Below are 18,760 nucleotides of genomic sequence, written 5' to 3'. Positions count from 1 at the left end.
ACAGCCACAGTCCGTAGTCGCGCTGCTTTGGAGAGTGACCGGGGCTCCGCTAGTGTCCCGGCCTCGTGAGCAACTCGCAGGGCAGTCACCGAGCCGTACGGTCCGGGCGTCGCGCCGCAAGGAGCGCGACCGATGTGGCCTTCGCGTCGTACGAGACCCAGGAGGCGGCGCTCGTACCGGGCCAGCCGGCCGCCCCCACCGGCGCCCCGACCGGGGCCACCACCGGCGGCCGCGCCGAGGCCCGGCGCGCCGCCCGCCGCCGCAGAGCAGGCCAGGGCCGCGGCCCCGAAGGGCTGCGGCGGCTCCTGCCGCAGGCCATGGTCGTCGTCGTCCTCGCCGGCGGCACCAGCGCCTTCGTCGCCAACGACAAAGCTGTCCGGCTCAGCGTCGACGGAGCCCCGCGCACCCTGCACACCTTCGCCGACGACGTCCGGGAGCTCCTCGACGACGAGGGCATCACCGTCGGCGACCACGACATCGTCGCCCCCGCCCCCGGCGCCGCCCTCGCCAGCGGCGACGTGATCGTCGTCCGCTACGGCCGCCCCGTCACCCTCACCCTCGACGGACACCGGCTCCGCGTCTGGACCACCGCCCGCACCGTCGACGGCGCCCTGCGCCAGCTCGGCATCCGCGCCGAAGGCGCCTACCTCTCCGTCTCCCGCTCCATGGAGATCACCCGCAAGGGCCTCACCCTCGACGTCCGCACCGAACGCACCGTGACCTTCATGGCCGACGGCCGCGAACGCACCATCCGCACCAACGCCGCCACCGTCCGCGAAGCCCTCGCCGAGGCCGGGATCACCCTCAGCGGCCAGGACACCACCTCCGTACCGCCCGACGCCTTCCCCCGCGACGGCCAGACCATCGCCGTCATGCGGATCACCGGCACCAAGGAGATCCGCGAGGAACCCATCCCGTACGCCACCGAGAAGACCCGCGACCCGGAGCTCTTCGCCGGCACCGAAGTCGTCGAACGCCAGGGCAGGCAGGGCGTACGCCGGGTCACCTACGCCCTGCGCACCGTCAACGGCGTCAGGCAGAAACCCCGCCGGATCGCCGAGGAGATCGTCCGCGAACCGGTCACCCAGAAGATCAGGGTCGGCACCAAACCGCTGCCCTCCTCCGTCGCCGGCGCCGACGGCCTCGACTGGAACGCCCTCGCCCAGTGCGAGTCCGGCGGCCGCCCCGGCGCCGTCGACCCCTCCGGCACCTACGGCGGCCTCTACCAGTTCGACCCCGGCACCTGGCGCGCCCTCGGCGGCACCGGCGTCGCCCAGAACGCGCCCGCCGCCGAACAGACCTTCCGGGCCAAGAAGCTCTACGTGCAGCGGGGGGCAAGTCCATGGCCGCACTGCGGCCGTAGGCTGTACCGGTGAGCACCACTGATCCCGACGTCCTCCTCGGCCCCGCCGACATCCGCGAACTCGCCGCCAAGCTGGGCGTACGCCCCACCAAGCAGCGCGGCCAGAACTTCGTCATCGACGCCAACACGGTCCGCCGTATCGTCCGCACCGCCGAGGTGCGCCCCGACGACGTCGTGGTCGAGGTCGGACCGGGCCTCGGGTCCCTGACCCTGGCGCTCCTGGAGGTCGCCGACCGGGTCACCGCAGTCGAGATCGACGACGTCCTCGCCGCGGCGCTGCCCTCGACGATCAACGCCCGCATCCCCGCGAAGGCCGACCGTTTCGCGCTGGTCCACACCGACGCCATGCACGTCCAGGAACTGCCCGGGCCGCCGCCCACCGCGCTCGTCGCCAACCTGCCCTACAACGTCGCCGTGCCCGTCCTGCTGCACATGCTCGACCGGTTCCCCACCATCGAGCGGACCCTCGTCATGGTCCAGGCCGAGGTCGCCGACCGGCTCGCCGCCCGGCCCGGCAACAAGGTCTACGGCGTCCCCTCCGTCAAGGCGAACTGGTACGCCGAGGTCAAGCGGGCCGGTGCCATCGGCCGCAACGTCTTCTGGCCCGCCCCCAACGTCGACTCCGGCCTCGTCTCCCTCGTGCGACGCACCGAACCCCTCAAGACCACCGCCACCAAGGCCGAGGTCTTCGCCGTCGTCGACGCCGCCTTCGCCCAGCGCCGCAAGACCCTGCGCGCCGCCCTCGCCGGCTGGGCCGGCTCCCCGGCCGCCGCCGAGGCCGCCCTGACCGCCGCCGGAGTCTCGCCCCAGGCCAGGGGAGAATCCCTCACGGTGGAGGAGTTCGCACGGATCGCGGAGGCGAAGCAGTGAGCGAGAGCGTGACGGTACGCGTACCGGCCAAGGTCAACGTCCAGCTGGCGGTCGGCGCCGCCCGCCCCGACGGCTTCCACGACCTCGCCAACGTCTTCCTCGCCGTCTCCCTCTACGACGAGGTGACGGTCACCGCCGCGGACGAGCTGACGATCACCTGCTCGGGCCCCGACGCCGACCAGGTCCCCCTGGACCGGACGAACCTCGCCGCGCGCGCCGCGCTCGCCCTCGCCGCCCGCCACGGCATCTCCCCGGACGTCCACCTCCACATCGCCAAGGACATCCCCGTCGCCGGCGGCATGGCCGGCGGCAGCGCCGACGGGGCGGGCGCCCTGCTCGCCTGCGACGCCTTCTGGGGCCTGGACACCCCCCGCGCCGAACTCCTCGACATCTGCGCCGAACTCGGCAGCGACGTGCCCTTCAGCCTGGCCGGCGGCGCCGCCCTCGGCACCGGCCGCGGCGAACACCTCACCGAACTGCCCGTCGGCGGCACCTTCCACTGGGTCTTCGCCGTCGCCGACGGCGGACTGTCCACCCCGGCCGTCTACGGCGAGTTCGACCGCCTCACCGCCGGCGTCGACGTCCCCGAGCCGGTCGCCTCCCCGGCCCTCCTCGACGCCCTGCGCACCGGCGACACCACCGCGCTGGCCGCCACCCTCGTCAACGACCTCCAGCCCGCCGCGCTCTCCCTGCGGCCCTCCCTCGCGGCCACCCTGGAGGCCGGGACGGCCGCCGGCGCGCTGGCCGGCCTCGTCTCCGGCTCGGGCCCCACCACCGCGTTCCTCACCAAGGATCCCGAAACGGCCGCCGCGGTCGCCGAGGCCCTGCTCGCCTCCGGCACCTGCCGCACCGCCCGCGTGGCCACCTCACCGGCACCCGGAGCCCACGTCCTGTAGGTACTCAGCTCTGGATCTGAGTACGTACGCGCTGACGCCCCCCGGGTACGGGACGCGACCGTACCCGTATGGGAACCAGCGTCTCAGAGCTCGCCGCGGCCACCCCGGCCACCCGCGACCGGTACGTCGACCTGCTGCGGGTCGCCTCGCTCGGCACGGTCGTCCTCGGCCACTGGCTGATGGCGGCCGTCACCGCCGACGGCGGCGTCGGCAACCTCCTCGCCGTCGTCCCCGAACTCCAGCTGCTGACCTGGGTACTCCAGGTCATGCCGGTGTTCTTCTTCGTCGGCGGCTTCTCGCACGCCCTCGCCCACCGCTCCCGGCCCCACTACGCCACCTTCCTGCGGGCCCGCCTCCAGCGGCTGCTGCGCCCCACCATGGTCTTCGTCCTGATCTGGGGCCTCGCCGCGCTCGCCGTCCAACTCCTCGGCGGGGACACGGGACTGACCGGGGTGGCGCTGCGGCTGGTGACCCAGCCGCTGTGGTTCATCGGCATCTACCTGGCGATGGTCGCGTTCACCCCGCCGCTGCTGCGGCTCCACCGGCGCTGCGGCTGGGGCGCGTTCGCCATGCTCGCCGCGGGCGCCGTCGCCGTGGACGTCCTGCGCTTCGCCTTCGACGCCCCCTACGTCGCCTTCCTCAACTTCGCCTTCGTCTGGCTCGCCGTGCACCAGCTCGGCTTCCTGCGCGCCGACGGCCGCATCCACAGGCCCGCGCTGCTGGCCGGCGCCGGGCTCCTGGGCGCGGCGGCGCTCGTCGCGCTCGGCCCGTACCCGCTGTCCATGGTCGGCATGCCCGGCGAGAAGGTCTCCAACATGGCCCCGCCCACCCTCGCCCTGCTCTGCCACGGCCTGTGGCTGGTCGGCGCCGTCGAACTCCTCCGCGGCCCGGGCACCCGCCTCGCCCGCCGCGCCGGAGTCTGGCGCACGGTCGTCGCCGCCAACGGCGTCGCCATGACCGCGTTCCTGTGGCACCTCACCGCGATGCTCGGCGTCTACGGCACGATGCTCGCCCTCGATCTGCCGCTCCCCGCCCCGGCCTCCACCGCCTGGTGGACCCAGCTCCCGGCACGGCTTCTGGCGGCGGCGGCCCTGACGGCCTTGCTGGTCGCGGCGTTCCGCCGCTTCGAGCGGCCGCGGGTAGGGACCCTTGGCCGGGACGCGACCGGCCTCCCGCCCGCCCGGTCCGGGCCCCTCGCCGCCCTCGGCGTCACCCTCGCCCTGTTCGGTGTGCTCGGGCTCTCCATGACCGGCTTCGGCGGCCTCCTCGAAGGCCACTCCGCCCTGCTGATCGCCGTCCACGTCACCGCACCGGCCGCCGTCGCCCTGGCCCTCGCCGGCTGGCTGCTGGTCGAACGGGCCGGACGCGGACGGAACGGCTAGGGCGCCTTCGGCGCCGGGCAGCCGTGGCGTTTCGCCGAGGCGTTCGCGAAGCGCTGGAGCGCGGCGCGCAGGGACGGATGGTCCAGGGCCAGGGAGGTGCCGAACCGCTCGCCGAGCGGCTCGACGCCGTACACCGCCCGCGCCCCGGCGCCCGGGCAGTCGGTGGTGAACACGTACCGGCCGTCCGGCCGGACGCCCGCACCCTGCTCCCGGGCGCGGTCCAGGTCGAAGCGGCGCTGCCCGGCGAAGGGGCCGTAGGACGCGGTGAACTCGTACAGCGCCGCGCCCTGCAGGCCGCCGAGCGTGCAGCCCTCGACCGGCTTCGGCACGGCCGCGGTCTCCACCGCCGTCCGCACACCCCAGCGCGCGGCCGTCGCCGCGTCCACCACACCCGCGCAGGTGCCGGAGACCCGGGCCACGGGACGGTAGTCCCACGGTGTCGCCGCCACCCCGACGTCCTTCACCGGCCGCCCCGGCTCCGCCGCGCAGCCGGTCCGCTCCGCGTACGCCGTCGCCGTCCGCGTCAGCACCGCCGTCAGCCGCTCCCGAGCCTCCGCCGCGTCGAAGTCGCCCCGGCCGAGGCGGGCGTCGATCGTCGCAAGGAGACCGTCGCCGGACTCACGGCCGCAGTCCAGGAGCAGCGAGGCGGACGCCTGGTCCCGCGAGCGCGTGTCCTGGTCCGGGTCGAACAGGAAGGAGCCCGTCCAGCCGTTGCCCAGCGGCGCCCCATAAGGGGCACTGGCGACGGTGACGTCGTCCTCGTCGGCGGCCCGGACGGACAGGACGATCCGGACGGGGCCGTCCTCGTCCCGGTCGGCCGCCCGCAGCTTGCACAGCCACACGCCGCCGTACCTCCCGCCCGACGACTCCACGTCGGCGCCGTCGAGAAGCGTGCGCACCTCATCGGCGGCCAGGTCCCCGTCGCACACCGAATCCAGCGCCCGGTCGTTGCGCCACGACTCGTACCCGCCCGACAGCCAGAACAGACCGCCCGCGACCGCCACGGCCCCCGCCGTGCCCGCGGCCGTGAGCCGCACCCGCCGCCGACGCCACCACCGCTCCCCGCTCACTTCCACACCTTTCCGAGAACCTTCACGCCACGGCAGCCGGACCCGGCCAGATAGCGGTCGAGGAGCGTGTCCACCCGCTTGTCCGCCCGGGCCTCCGCGCGCCTGTCCGCCGTGCCCGCCACACTCACCCGGTGCAGGCTCCGGCCCTCCGCGCACACCGCCTCGGCCCAGGCCACGCGGGTCAGAGAACGCCTGCCCTGGGGCGGCGCGCCGTCCTTCCCGACGGCCGCAAGCTCCGCCCCGTACTCCGTCCGCACCTCCCCGAGCGCCACGCCCCACCAGCTCGCCGACTCCACGGACACCAGCTGCTCCTCCCGGGACGGCGCCGCCGCCCACATCAGGCTCATCGAACAGCCGCGGGCCCACGCCGGGCTCCCGCCACGAGCGCCGTTCTCCGTCGGCCGCCAGTCCCCGGCCCCCAGATACGCGGACCGGAACCACCGGCACGTCGCCGGCAGCCCCTCCGGCTCCGGGCCGGGCTCCTCCGTGCGGGCCGGAGGCCGCGCGTCGCCCGGCTTCACCGCCGCACCGCCGCAGCCATACCGCTCCCGCACGTCCTCCGCCAACGCCTCGACGATCTCCCCGACCCGCTCGCTGCCCCGGTCGTCCACCTCGTCGGTCACCGACGCATGCACCCGGAAACGCGTCACCGGCCGGGCGTACCCCGGCAGCCCCTTCGGGCAGGACACCGTCAGCGCCACGTCCGCCCGCTCATGGTCCTCGGCCCACTCCGGGAGATCCTCGTACGGCGAGCGCCCCACGACGTCGTCCTGCCGCACGCCCTCCAGCGGGGCGTCCAGCACCGGCACCGCCGTCACCTGGAGCGACGGGCCGTCGTCGCCGCCCAGGTCACAGGCGACCAGCCCGCGCGGCCCGGCGCCCGTCCGCAGCTCCCACCACCCGTCCCCGTCCAGCACGGCCCGTACCGCGGAGGCCGGCAGCACCCCGCCGCACGCCCGCGCCAGCACGTCGTCGTCGTGGCCCTCCCGCAGCTCCGCGCGGACGGCCACACCTCCGGCCACCAGCACCGCCACCAGACCCACTCCGGTCGCCTGCGGCAGCCACCGATGCCTCCGGAACCGCGCCCACACCGACTCGGCCATCCCTGTCCCCCGGTCCTCGTACGCGGCCTCGAATGATCGCGCACGCTATCGCACCGCCCACGGCGTCTACTCTGGTATGTCGATCCATCCCCCGGTACAGGAGTGAAATGGCCGTCAACCTGGTCAATGTCGAGGCAGTCAGCAAGGTGTACGGCACACGTGCCCTGCTCGACGGTGTCTCCCTCGGCGTCTCCGAGGGCGACCGGATCGGCGTCGTCGGCCGCAACGGCGACGGCAAGACCACCCTTATCCGGATGCTCGCCCGGCTCGAAGAGGCCGACAGCGGCCGCGTCACCCACAGCGGCGGGCTGCGCCTGGACGTGCTCACCCAGCACGACTCCCTCGACCCGAAGGCCACCGTCCGGCACGAGGTCATCGGCGACCTCGCCGACCACGAGTGGGCCGGCAGCGCCAAGATCCGCGACGTGCTCACCGGACTCTTCGGCGGGCTCGGCCTGCCCGGCTTCGAGCACGGCCTCGACACCGTCATCGGCCCGCTGTCCGGCGGCGAGCGCCGCCGGATCGCGCTGGCGAAGCTGCTCATCGCCGACCAGGACCTGATCGTCCTCGACGAGCCGACCAACCACCTCGACGTCGAAGGCATCGCCTGGCTCGCCCAGCACCTCCAGAACCGCAGGTCCGCGCTGGTGTGCGTGACCCACGACCGGTGGTTCCTCGACCAGGTCTGCACCCGCATGTGGGACGTGCAGCGCGGCACCGTCCACGAGTACGAGGGCGGCTACTCCGACTACGTCTTCGCCCGCGCCGAGCGGGAGCGCATCGCCGCCACCGAGGAGGCCAAGCGGCAGAACCTGATGCGCAAGGAGCTCGCCTGGCTGCGGCGCGGCGCCCCCGCCCGTACCTCCAAGCCCCGCTACCGCATCGAGGCCGCCAACGAACTCATCGCCGACGTGCCGCCGCCGCGCGACACCAGCGAGCTGATGAAGTTCGCCAACGCCCGGCTCGGCAAGACCGTCTTCGACCTCGAGGACGTCACCGTCACCGCCGGACCCAAGACCCTGCTGCGGCATCTGACCTGGCAGCTCGGCCCCGGCGACCGGATCGGCCTGGTCGGCGTCAACGGCGCCGGCAAGACCTCCCTGCTGCGCGCCCTCGCGGACGCGGCCCGCACCCAGGGCGAGGCCCAGCCCGCGAGCGGGAAGATCGTCGTCGGCAAGACCGTCCGCCTCGCCTACCTCTCCCAGGACGTCACCGAACTCCCCGCCACGCTGCGGGTCCTGGAGGCCGTCCAGCAGATCCGCGACCGGGTCGACCTCGGCAAGGGCCGGGAGATGACCGCCGGTCAGCTCTGCGAGCAGTTCGGCTTCACCAAGGAGAAGCAGTGGACACCGGTCGGCGACCTGTCCGGTGGTGAGCGCCGCCGCCTCCAGCTGCTGCGGCTGCTGATGGACGAGCCGAACGTGCTCTTCCTCGACGAGCCCACCAACGACCTCGACATCGAGACCCTGACCCAGCTGGAGGACCTCCTCGACGGCTGGCCCGGCTCGATGGTCGTCATCTCCCACGACCGGTTCTTCATCGAGCGCACCACGGACAAGACGTTCGCCCTGCTCGGCGACGCCACGCTGCGGATGCTGCCGCGCGGCATCGAGGAGTATCTGGAGCGCCGCCAGAAGATGATCGAGGCGGCCGCCCCGGCCCCCGTGGCCGCGCCCGTCAAGGAGAAGTCGGCCGGCGACGCCCGCGCCGCGAAGAAGGAGCTGCAGAAGATCGAGCGTCAGCTCGACAAGGTCGCCGACAAGGAGACCAAGCTGCACGCGCAAATCGCCGAAAACGCCACGGACTTCGAAAAGGTGGCGAAGCTGGATGCGGAGCTCCGTGAATTGGCGGGCGAGCGCGAGGAATTGGAGATGCGCTGGCTGGAGCTGGCCGAAGACGCGTAGAGAACGCGTGCAGGCGCCGTAACGAAGGCATTACGGGCCGGTCCTCCCTTGGGAACAGGGGCGGACCGGCCACTTTTACGCCACGGGACGGGTGGTAGAAAGAAGCCTCGCTCGAGTCAGTAAAACTGCGGGATCGTCGGCCGATGCGGGCCGGGAACCGCATGAAGGGGGAAAAGCGCTGATGACTCAGCCACCCAGCAACCAGCCGCCGGGGGGCTTCGGCGCGCCTCAGGACCAGCCGCCGCAGCCGCCGCAGATGCCGCCGGTCCCGCCGACCGTCCCGCAGATGCCGCCGCAGGCCCCGCCCGCCGCGCCGCCCACCCAGCCCGGTTACGGCTATCCGCAGCAGCCGCAGCCCGGTTACGGCTACCCGCAGCAGCCCGGCCCGTACGGCCAGCCGCAGCAGCCGGGCCCCTACGGCCAGCAGCCCGGCCCGTACGCCGGCCACCCCACCGCCCCCATGCAGCCGCAGTACCCCGGCGCGCCCACCCCGCCCGGTGGCGGCGGCCCGTTCAAGGGCAAGACCGGTGTCATCATCGCGGCGGCCGTGGCGGCCGCCCTCGTCATCGGCGGCGGCACCTGGTTCGCGCTCAGCGGCGACGAGGGCGAGAAGCCCCCGATCGCCGGACCGAGCGGCAGCGCCGCGCCGAGCGCGTCCGCCTCCGTCGACCAGGGCGACGGCAGCGGCAGCAACGGCCGCCCCGCCGAGGACGACCTCAACGCCGGGCGCAAGCCGGGCGAGGCGAAGGTCAACTGGCTGCTGAAGAACGATGTCGACCTGCCGCGCAACGGCGCCGACGTGTTCGGCCCGTGGATCGTCGGCGACGTCGTCGTCAAGGGCATGTACAAGGGCCTGGCGGGCTACGGCCTCGCCGACGGCAAGCAGCGCTGGACGCTGCCGCTGACGACCGAGCTGTGTGCCGCCGCGCCCACGCCCACCGCCGCTGGCTCGACCGTCATCGGCGTCAAGGACTCCACGGCCGAGCGCGCCAAGTGCACCGTGCTCCAGCAGGTCGACCTCAAGACCGGCAAGGCCGGCTGGAAGAAGGACGTCCCCAAGGGCACCGGCTTCAGCTCCCTGTCCGACATCACCCTCGCCATCAGCGGCAACACCGTGACGGCGGCCGGTACGAACAACTCGTACGGCTACTCCCTCACCGACGGCGCCCAGCTCTTCACCAAGCCCGCCAGCGGCTGCCAGCCGTTCGCCTTCGCGGGCGGAGCCAAGCTCATCGCCGCCGCCAGCTGCCCCACCGGCAACATCGACAAGGCCCAGCACCAGGTCAGCGAGGTCGACCCGAAGACCGGCAAGCCGAAGTGGACCTACAAGCTGGCCCCCAACTGGGAGGTCGACAAGGTCTACTCGGTGAGCCCGCTGGTCATCTCGGCGATCCAGCGCGACGAGAGCAACCAGAAGAAGTGGAGCGTCATCGCGCTCAAGGACAACGGCACCCCGCGCTCCACGATCCAGGGCGGCAAGGACAAGTTCGCCCCCAAGTGCGGCGGTTCGTTCATCGTCTTCGGTCAGAACCTCGAAGGCTGCACCGGCCTCGCGGTCGACGCCGGCACGCTCTACATGGCGACCGAGCCGGACTCCAGCGGCCTCGCCCGCACCAACGAGGTCGTCGCGTTCGACCTGAACACCGGCAAGCCCAAGTGGCGCGCCAAGGCCCCCGCCGAGCGCATGGTCACGCCGCTGCGCATGGAGGGCTCGGAGGTGCTGCTCTACATCGACGCCTCGTACAACAAGGGCGGTGCGGTCGCCACGCTCGCGCCGACGGGCGGCGCGCCGAAGATCGTGCTCCAGCACCCTGAGGCGACGGCCGAGATCGAGAACTCCTTCTTCGGTGCGAAGTACGCCTACGGCAACGGCACCTTCGTGGTGGCGAGCGACCGTGTGAGCGCGCGCAACGACACCGAGGAGAAGGAGACGAAGACGATGATGGCCTTCTCGAAGTGACAGAGCAGCAGCCCCCGCAGCCGACGTACGGGCCGTACGGCAGCCTGAACCCGCACGGCGGCTCAGCCCCCGCCGCGCCCCAGCCCGCCTACGGCTACCCGCAGGCACCGCAGCCCCAGGCTGCGGAGCCCGCGGCCCCGCAGGCACCCGAGCCCGTGGCCGCACAGCCCGCCGCGCCCGCCCCCGCTCCGGCCCCGGTGCCGGAGCCGGGGTACGGCTACCCGCAGCCGCAGGCCCCGCAGCCCCAGGCCCCGCAGCCGCCGCAGCCCGGCTACGGGTACCCGCAGGCCGAGGCGCAGCCCCAGCCCGGGTACGGCTACCCGCACCCGCAGGCCGCCGCTCCCGCCGCGGGGCCCGCCTACGACCCGTTCCCGGGTCTGCGGCAGGACCCGGCCGCGGGGCCGGTCGACCTGGAGCCGGAGCCCGCTCCCGGGCCCGAGCGGCGCCGGCGCCGCCCCTTCGCGGTGATCGCCGCGGTCGTGGCGGCGCTGCTCGTCGTCTCCGGCGGCACGTGGTACGCCCTGAACATGGACGGCGGCGACGGCCCGGCCGACGCCAAGCCGTCGCAGTCGGCGGCGCCGACCGCCCCGCCGGGGCCGGACACCGCTGCGGCCGACAAGATCAACCAGAGCCGCACCACCACCGACGCCAAGATGCTGTGGCTGCGCCGCGGTGGCGTGGACCTGCCGCGCAACGGCGCGGACGTCTTCGGCCCGTGGTTCTCCAAGGGCACCGTCACCACTGCCATGTACCGCACGGTCACCTCTGTCTCCGCGACGACCGGCAAGGTCAAGTGGAGCCTGCCGCTCGACAGCGAGGTCTGCCAGGCGGCCGCGCACCGCTCCGGTACGTACATCGCCATCGCCACCAAGGAAGGCCCCGGCGCGACGGGCGACTGCCGGCGGGTGCGCGGGATCGATCTGGCGACCGGCAAGCAGCTCTGGGAGCACAAGGTCCCCGACGACGAGATGGGGGAGGGCATCGACTCCGGCCTCTCCATGGCGGTCACCCGCACCACCCTCGTCGTCGGCCGGTCGAACTTCATCACCGGCTACAAGATCGCCGACGGCAAGCAGATCTTCGGCCGCACGAGCACCGGCAACTGCCAGCCGTACCGCTGGGCCGGCGGCCCCCGGCTGCTGGCCGTCCTGAACTGCCCCGGCGGCGAGGCGGGGAAGGCCCGCCAGGAGCAGGTCCAGGAGCTGGACCCGGACACCGGCAAGCCGCGCTGGACCCACCAGCTGCCCGCCGGTGACCAGGTCAGGAGGGTCTTCTCGGTGAAGCCGGTGGTGCTCGCCCTGCACAACGCGACCACGGAGAAGTACAGCTTCCTCGCCCTCGACAAGAACGGCAAGAAGCGCTCCTCGGCCCCGCTCACCAACGAGTACCGGCACGGCTGCAGCCAGCGGGTCGCCGAGGCGACCAACGTCGACAGCTGCCAGGTCGCCGCGAACACCGGCCATCTCTACATGGCCACGGAGCCCGCCGCGAACGGTGCCAACCAGATCGTCGTCATCGACCTCGACAACGGCAAGGTCAAGCGGCGGATCGCCGCGCCCGCCGGACGGGTCATGATGCCGATGGAGGTGACCGACGCCGGTCTACTGGTACGCCTGGAGGCGACCGGCAAGCTGGGCGGCGCGGTCGCCCTCGCTCCCTTCTCGTCCGGCGCTCCGAAGGTCCTGCTCCAGCTCCCCGCGGCGACGGCGCCCCTGGAGCGCGGGTTCAAGTCGCCGATCGTCGCGTACGACAACGACCGCTACACCCTCGTGAACGGGACGGTCGCCGCCGACAGCGACGCCGAGGAGCGTACGAAGGAGACCCTGATGGCCTTCGGCAAGTGACCGCGTCCGGGCCCTGCCGGGCATCGGGCACCGACTTCCTTACCCCTTCCGAGACTTCAGAGGTACGTACGTCATGACGCAGCCGCCTCCGCCCCCGCCGAACCAGCCGCCCGGGCCGCCGCCGGGCGGCGGTTTCGGCGCGCCGCAGGACCCCCCGCCCGGTGGTTTCGGCGCGCCCACGCCGGCGCCGCAGCAGCCCCCGTACGGCTATCCGCAGGCCCCGCAGACTCCGCCGCCCGCGCAGCCGCCGCAGCAGCCGTACGGCTACCCGCAGCAGCAGCCGCCCCAGGCGCAGCCGCCCTACGGCCAGCCGCCCCAGCCCCAGCAGCCCTACGGCTATCCGCAGCAGCAGCAGCCGCCGTACGCCTACCCGACGGCGCCGATGCCCGCGGCCGGCGGCCCCGGCGGCGGCAAGAAGCTGTCGGCGCAGATGCAGATCATCATCGCCGCGGCGGTCGCGGTCGTCCTGATCGTCGCCGGCGGTGTCTGGTACGCCACCTCCGGTGACGACCCGGACAAGCCGGCGGACCCCAAGAACACCGCGGGCGCCACCAACGGCGGCAACGGCCTCGGTGGCAACGGCAAGGAGAAGCCGCCGGCCAACATCCAGGCCAAGGTCGCCTTCCAGCTGCCGCAGCCCAAGGTCACCGACATCACCGACGTCGCCGGCTCCTGGGTCACCGACAAGGCGTATGTGAAGACCGGCGTCGATTCCGTCGTCGGCTACGACATCGCCAAGGGCACCCCGCTGTGGACGGCCAAGCTGCCCGGCCAGGTCTGCGCCACCACCAAGCACGTCTCCAAGGACTTCAAGACGGCGATCGTCTTCGAGGCCACCAAGCGCGTCCCGCCGCGCAACTACCAGCCGTGCACCGAGGTCGGCGTCCTCGACCTGCTCACCGGCAAGCTGGTCTGGAGCAAGTCGCTGACCAGCCCGCAGTCCGGTGACGACAAGGTCCGCTTCAGCGAGGTGACGCTCAGCGGCACCACCGTCGCGGCCGGCGGCACCGACGGCGGCGCCGCCTTCGACCTGGCCACCGGCGCCCCGCGCTGGAAGCCCCAGGCGAACGCCGAGAACTGCTACGACATGGGCTACGGCGGCGGCGAGGCGCTCGTCGCGGCCCGCAAGTGCGGCCCGTACGACACCCAGTACGTCACCATCCAGAGCCTGAACCCGACCACCGGCGCGCCGGTGTCGCAGTTCAAGATGCCGACGGGTGTGAAGTACGCGTCGATCGTCTCCACCAAGCCGCTGGTCGTCGCCGCCGACGTCGGTGACACCGCCGGTGACGGCAGCGGCATCTCGGACTTCTTCTCGATCGACGAGAAGACCGGCAAGCTGAAGGCGAAGATCTCGGCGCCGGGCGACCGGTTCGCGGCCCGCTGCCGCGCCACCGAGGTCGAGACCTGCAACAAGGTCGTCGTCGGCAACGGCCGGATCTATCTGCCGACCGAGGACCACGAGGGCTCCGGCGAGTACGGAGACACCAACGAGATCGTGTCCTTCGACCTCGCCACCGGCAAGCCGACCTCCGACAAGGCCGACGCGGGCGACCGCTACTCGATGTTCCCGCTGCGCATGGACGGCGGCAACATCATCGCCTACAAGACCCCGCCCTACGACAAGGGCGGCCAGATCGTCTCCATCGACGGCGGCACCTTCAAGCAGACGGTGCTTCTGGAGAACCCGGCGGAGGAGTCGGTCCGCAAGGCGGAGAACAGTTTCTCGATCGACTACGCGGAGATCCTCTTCTCGGGCGGCCGGCTGTTCCTGTCGGAGACGATGCTGAGCAAGCCCCGGGCCGGTGCCACGGACCGGGAGTACCTGGCGCTGTCGTACTCGACCAACTGACGCGGCGCGCGTGAGCGGCCCGGCGCACCGAAGTGACTCGGTGCGCCGGGCCGCTGCCGTTTGCAACTGGCCCTGATTGGCGAAGAATTCGGCATTCTGGGGGGCTTCTGGCACGTAAGGGGCGCGCGGCGTCGAACAAGCGTGTAGCTTGCCGGGTCAGTAGGAGCTGGGAGGCCGGGGGGCCGACTCCAGGGGGATTTGGGGGTTTGCTCGATGGGCGTGCGGCTCATGGTGGTCGACGACCACCGACTGCTCGCGGAGGCGCTTGCCTCGGCACTGAAACTGCGTGGGCACCGGGTGCTCGCGGCGGCGGCCCCGACGGCGGGTGCGGCCGAGCTGGTGGTGAGCCGTGCGCCGGAGGTGTGTCTGTTCGGTACGGCGACCCCGGCCGCGGCGGGCGTCTTCGACCCCGTGGTGCGGATCAAACGGGACCGACCGCAGGTGGCCGTCGTGGTCCTCGGCCCGGTGCCGTCGCCGCGCGGTATCGCGGCGGCGTTCGCGGCCGGCGCGTCCGGTTACGTCCGCCACGACGAGCGGATCGAGGGCGTCGAGCGGGCCATGATGAAGGCCCGCTCCGGTGAGGCGGCGGTTGCCCCGCAGCTGCTGCAGGGCGCGTTCACCGAGCTGCTGAACCCGGCGGCGCAGCCCGACGACGAGGGCCAGCGGCTGCTGCGGATGCTCACCCCGCGCGAGGTGGAGGTGCTGGTCCGGGTCGCGGAGGGCGAGGACACCCGCCTCATCGCGGCCGGTATGGGCATCGCCCCGAGCACGGCCCGTACGCATGTCCAGCGGGTGCTGATGAAGCTGGGCGTCGGCTCGCGGCTGGAGGCGGCCGCGCTGGCGGCCCGTACGGGCCTGCTGGACCGGGCCGCGTCGGTGCCGTCGCAGCCCGGTCCCCGATAGCGCCACGACGCCCGGCCGCCGCGGCGGCCGGGCGAGACCGTTGAGGTTCTTTGTTCGATCGTGATCGGCACGAGGCCCGAAACCGCCCTTGGGGCGCCGCATTCCACCGTTGACGCACCTGTTCACTTATGATTTCTTGTGTGCGTTTCTGTTGGTGGTCGTGAGGGGGCTCCGCGTGAAGAAGACCTCGACCAAGCTCGCCGACGGCCGCGAGCTGCTCTACTACGACCTGCGCGACGACACCGTCCGCGACGCCGTCGACCGCCGCCCCCTGGACGCGATCACCACCGCCTCCGAGATCCGGCACGACCCGCTGCTCGGTGACGCCGTCGCCATCGCCTCGCACCGCCAGGGCCGCACCTACCACCCGCCGGCCGACGAGTGCCCGCTGTGCCCCTCCGCGGACGGGCGGCAGAGCGAGATCCCCGACAGCGACTACGAGGTCGTCGTCTTCGAGAACCGTTTCCCCTCCCTCGCCGGCGACACCGGCCGCTGCGAGGTCGTCTGCTTCACCCCCGACCACGACGCCTCCTTCGCCGGCCTCACCGAGGAGCGGGCCGCGCTCGTCCTCGCCGCCTGGACCGACCGCACCACCGAACTCGCCGCCCTGCCGCAGGTCGAGCAGGTGTTCTGCTTCGAGAACCGGGGCGCCGAGATCGGCGTCACCCTCGGCCATCCGCACGGCCAGATCTACGCCTACCCCTTCACCACCCCGCGCACCGCGCTGATGCAGCGCTCGGCCGCCGCGCACCGCGCCCGCACCGGCCGCAACCTCTTCGACGACGTCGTGGCTCGCGAACGCGCCGACTCCGTCCGGGTGGTTCTTCAGGGCGAGCACTGGATCGCGTTCGTTCCCTACGCCGCCCACTGGCCGTACGAGATCCACCTCCACCCCCTGCGCCGCGTCCCGGACCTGCGGGCCCTGGACGAGGCGGCCCGCGCGGAGTTCCCACAGATCTATCTGGAACTCTTGAGGCGCTTCGACCGGATCTTCGGCGAGGGCCGGTCCCCGACTCCGTACATCGCCGCGTGGCACCAGGCGCCGTTCCCTGCCGAAGGACGCGACGAGTTCGGGCTCCACCTCGAGCTTTTCACCGTTCGCCGAACGTCCGGCAAGCTGAAGTACCTCGCGGGTTCCGAGTCCGGCATGAGCGTCTTCGTCAACGACGTGCCGCCGGAGGCCGCGGCCCGACGACTGCGAGAGGTAGCGAGCTGATGAGATATCTGGTGACGGGCGGGGCCGGCTACGTCGGCGGGGTGGTCGCCGCCCATCTGCTGGAGGCGGGACACGAGGTCACCGTCCTCGACGACCTCTCCACGGGCTTCCGCGAAGGCGTCCCAGCGGGCGCCGCGTTCATCGAGGGCCGCATCCAGGACGCCGCCCGCTGGCTCGACTCCTCCTACGACGGCGTCCTCCACTTCGCCGCCTTCTCGCAGGTCGGCGAGTCCGTCGTCGACCCCGAGAAGTACTGGGTGAACAACGTCGGCGGCACCACCGCCCTGCTCGCCGCCATGCGGGACGCCGGGGTGCGACGGCTCGTCTTCTCCTCGACCGCCGCCACCTACGGGGAGCCGCGCTCCGTCCCCGTCACGGAGACCGACCCGACGCTCCCCACCAACCCCTACGGCGCCTCCAAACTCGCCGTCGACCACATGATCACCGGCGAGGCCCGCGCCCACGGCCTGGCCGCCGCCTCACTGCGCTACTTCAACGTCGCCGGGGCGTATGGCAGCTGCGGCGAGCGCCACGACCCCGAGTCGCACCTCATCCCGCTCGTCCTCCAGGTCGCCCTCGGCCGCAGGGACGCCATCTCCGTCTACGGCGACGACTACCCCACCCCCGACGGCACCTGCGTCCGCGACTACATCCACGTCGCCGACCTCGCCGAGGCCCATCTGCTCGCCCTGGACGCGGTCACCCCCGGCGACCACCTGATCTGCAACCTCGGCAACGGCAACGGCTTCTCGGTCCGCGAGGTCGTCGAGACGGCGCGCAAGGTGACCGGTCACGCCGTACCGGAGGTGATCGCCCCCCGCCGCGCCGGAGACCCGGCCGTCCTCGTCGCCTCCGCCGAGGCCGCCCGCGAACGGCTCGGCTGGGTCCCCTCCCGGCCTGACCTCGCGGAGATCATCGGCGACGCCTGGGCCTTCGCCCGGCGCACCGCCGCCCGGGAGAGTGCCGGATGAGGGTCGCCGGGGAGTTCGCGGAGCTCTACGGGGCCGCGCCCGAGGGCGTCTGGGCCGCCCCCGGCCGGGTCAACCTGATCGGTGAGTACACCGACTTCAACGACGGCTTCGTGCTCCCGCTGGCCCTGCCGCACACCGCGGTCGCCGCCGTCTCCCGGCGCGACGACGGTGTGCTGCGGGTCCACTCCGCCGAGTCCCCCGAGGGCGTGATCCAGCTGGATCTGGCCACGCTCACTCCTCGCGCGTCCGCCGGCTGGGCCGCGTACCCGGCGGGGGTCCTGTGGGCGCTGCGGGAGGCCGGCCATCCGGTCACCGGCGCCGACATCCACCTCTCCTCGACCGTGCCGACCGGCGCCGGGCTCTCCTCATCGGCCGCGCTCGAAGTGGTGGTCGCCCTCGCCCTCGACGAGCTGTACGGGCTCGGGCTCACCCGGCCCGAGCTGGCCCTGATCGCCCAGCGCGCCGAGAACGATTTCGTGGGCGTGCCGTGCGGCGTCATGGACCAGATGGCGGCGGCGTGCTGCGTGGCGGGCCACGCGCTCCACCTCGACACCCGTGATCTGTCCTGGCGGCAGGTGCCCTTCGACCTCGCCGCCCACGGGCTGCGGCTCCTGGTCGTGGACACCCGCGTGAAGCACGCGCTCGGCGACGGCGCGTACGGCGAGCGGCGCGCCGGGTGTGAAGCCGGTGCGCGGGCGCTCGGCGTGCGCACGCTGCGTGAACTGGATGGCGTGCAACTGTCCGTGGTGCTCGCGCAGTTGACTGACGAAACGGTTCGCCGCTATGTCCGTCATGTCGTCACGGACAACGCACGCGTCCGCCGCACGGTCGCCCTCCTCGACGCCGGGGACCCCCGCGCGGTGGGTCCGCTGCTCACCGAAGGCCACGCCTCACTGCGCGACGATCTCCGGGTCTCCTGCCCCGAACTCGACCTCGCCGTGACGGCCGCGAACGCGGCGGGGGCCCTCGGCGCCCGCATGACCGGCGGTGGCTTCGGCGGCTCCGTGATCGTCCTCACCGGCGAAGACGCCGCCGACGAGGTGGCTTCCGCGGTCGGAAAGGCCTTCGCCGCCGCCGGGTTCACCGCCCCCGGAATCTTCCCCGCCATCCCCTCGCAGGGAGCCCGCCGGCTCTGAACGAGCCCCGAATGTCGACATGAAATGTCGACTTCTGTCGCACCCCCGCACTCCCGCCCCACAGGGCCCGACGTGGGCGACCAGTTCCCCGATTCGGCTTCCCCCGCCGCCGCCCGCCCGTACCCTGATGCACAGCGCCGGTGGGGGCCGGTGCTGATCAGGGGACGAGACGGTCGGGTACGGCGTCCGGGGCGGGGTAACAGTCACTGCGCGGCGGCGGCCGTGCGACCGAGGGACCCCTCACTCTCCAGGCGCCGTACCCGCTCCGCTCCGTTTCTGACACTTGGGGG

Annotated in this window: 14 protein-coding genes; 12 read left to right on the top strand and 2 right to left on the bottom strand. The window is 72.9% G+C overall.

Going from position 1 to position 18,760, the window contains the following annotated elements; genetic code table 11:
- Positions 1 to 134 precede the first annotated feature (134 nt).
- From ACZ7LT_RS23595 to ACZ7LT_RS23580, 4 genes are all read left to right on the top strand, one after another.
- Entirely contained in the window at positions 135 to 1,376 is a 1,242-nt protein-coding gene (locus tag ACZ7LT_RS23595) for a ubiquitin-like domain-containing protein (protein ID WP_471238058.1), read from the top strand.
- The gene (gene rsmA / locus ACZ7LT_RS23590; protein WP_471238057.1) at positions 1,373 to 2,233 is read left to right on the top strand and encodes a 16S rRNA (adenine(1518)-N(6)/adenine(1519)-N(6))-dimethyltransferase RsmA; all 861 of its coding nucleotides are present in this window, start codon (positions 1,373 to 1,375) and stop codon (positions 2,231 to 2,233) included. The genes ACZ7LT_RS23595 and rsmA overlap by 4 nt, the downstream gene beginning before the upstream one ends.
- On the top strand, positions 2,230 to 3,129 hold the full coding sequence (locus tag ACZ7LT_RS23585; RefSeq protein WP_471238056.1) for a 4-(cytidine 5'-diphospho)-2-C-methyl-D-erythritol kinase: 900 nt from the start codon (positions 2,230 to 2,232) through the stop codon (positions 3,127 to 3,129). Before rsmA ends, ACZ7LT_RS23585 begins: the two co-directional genes overlap by 4 nt.
- A 68-nt stretch (positions 3,130 to 3,197) precedes the next feature.
- The gene (locus ACZ7LT_RS23580) at positions 3,198 to 4,511 is read left to right on the top strand and encodes an acyltransferase family protein (protein ID WP_471238055.1); all 1,314 of its coding nucleotides are present in this window, start codon (positions 3,198 to 3,200) and stop codon (positions 4,509 to 4,511) included.
- Here the strand turns inward: ACZ7LT_RS23580 and ACZ7LT_RS23575 are convergent.
- Both ACZ7LT_RS23575 and ACZ7LT_RS23570 read right to left on the bottom strand, forming a co-directional pair.
- Positions 4,508 to 5,581 (bottom strand): hypothetical protein, encoded by a 1,074-nt coding sequence (locus tag ACZ7LT_RS23575; protein WP_471238054.1) that lies wholly within the window; start codon positions 5,579 to 5,581, stop codon positions 4,508 to 4,510. The genes ACZ7LT_RS23580 and ACZ7LT_RS23575 overlap by 4 nt on opposite strands.
- Positions 5,578 to 6,684 (bottom strand): hypothetical protein, encoded by a 1,107-nt coding sequence (locus ACZ7LT_RS23570; protein ID WP_471238053.1) that lies wholly within the window; start codon positions 6,682 to 6,684, stop codon positions 5,578 to 5,580. The genes ACZ7LT_RS23575 and ACZ7LT_RS23570 overlap by 4 nt, the downstream gene beginning before the upstream one ends.
- Positions 6,685 to 6,791: 107 nt before the next feature.
- On the opposite strand from ACZ7LT_RS23570, the gene ACZ7LT_RS23565 reads away from it, so the two are divergent.
- The 8 genes from ACZ7LT_RS23565 to galK all read left to right on the top strand — a co-directional run bounded on the left by ACZ7LT_RS23565 (position 6,792) and on the right by galK (position 18,470).
- Positions 6,792 to 8,588: an ABC-F family ATP-binding cassette domain-containing protein gene (locus ACZ7LT_RS23565; RefSeq protein ID WP_471238052.1), complete on the top strand. Its 1,797-nt coding sequence runs from the start codon at positions 6,792 to 6,794 to the stop codon at positions 8,586 to 8,588.
- Between the two features lie 181 nt (positions 8,589 to 8,769).
- Positions 8,770 to 10,548 (top strand): outer membrane protein assembly factor BamB family protein, encoded by a 1,779-nt coding sequence (locus tag ACZ7LT_RS23560; RefSeq protein ID WP_471238051.1) that lies wholly within the window; start codon positions 8,770 to 8,772, stop codon positions 10,546 to 10,548.
- On the top strand, positions 10,545 to 12,392 hold the full coding sequence (locus ACZ7LT_RS23555) for an outer membrane protein assembly factor BamB family protein (RefSeq protein WP_471238050.1): 1,848 nt from the start codon (positions 10,545 to 10,547) through the stop codon (positions 12,390 to 12,392). Before ACZ7LT_RS23560 ends, ACZ7LT_RS23555 begins: the two co-directional genes overlap by 4 nt.
- A gap of 73 nt (positions 12,393 to 12,465) precedes the next feature.
- On the top strand, positions 12,466 to 14,244 hold the full coding sequence (locus ACZ7LT_RS23550; protein ID WP_471238049.1) for an outer membrane protein assembly factor BamB family protein: 1,779 nt from the start codon (positions 12,466 to 12,468) through the stop codon (positions 14,242 to 14,244).
- Between the two features lie 213 nt (positions 14,245 to 14,457).
- Positions 14,458 to 15,147 carry a helix-turn-helix transcriptional regulator gene (locus ACZ7LT_RS23545; RefSeq protein WP_471238048.1) on the top strand — a complete coding sequence of 230 codons (690 nt, stop codon included), beginning with the start codon at positions 14,458 to 14,460 and terminating at the stop codon, positions 15,145 to 15,147.
- A 175-nt stretch (positions 15,148 to 15,322) separates the two neighbouring features.
- Positions 15,323 to 16,363, top strand: a complete 1,041-nt coding sequence (gene galT, locus ACZ7LT_RS23540) for a galactose-1-phosphate uridylyltransferase (protein ID WP_471238047.1) — start codon at positions 15,323 to 15,325, stop codon at positions 16,361 to 16,363.
- On the top strand, positions 16,363 to 17,334 hold the full coding sequence (gene galE, locus ACZ7LT_RS23535; protein ID WP_471238046.1) for a UDP-glucose 4-epimerase GalE: 972 nt from the start codon (positions 16,363 to 16,365) through the stop codon (positions 17,332 to 17,334). Before galT ends, galE begins: the two co-directional genes overlap by 1 nt.
- Positions 17,331 to 18,470, top strand: coding sequence for a galactokinase (gene galK / locus ACZ7LT_RS23530; RefSeq protein WP_471238045.1), 1,140 nt, complete (start codon positions 17,331 to 17,333; stop codon positions 18,468 to 18,470). Before galE ends, galK begins: the two co-directional genes overlap by 4 nt.
- The last annotated feature ends 290 nt before the right edge of the window (positions 18,471 to 18,760 follow it).

It is taken from the genome of Streptomyces sp. NPDC039465 (assembly GCF_055639315.1).
Note: the sequence above shows the minus strand (reverse complement) of the source record. Positions and strands in the feature narration are given on the sequence as shown.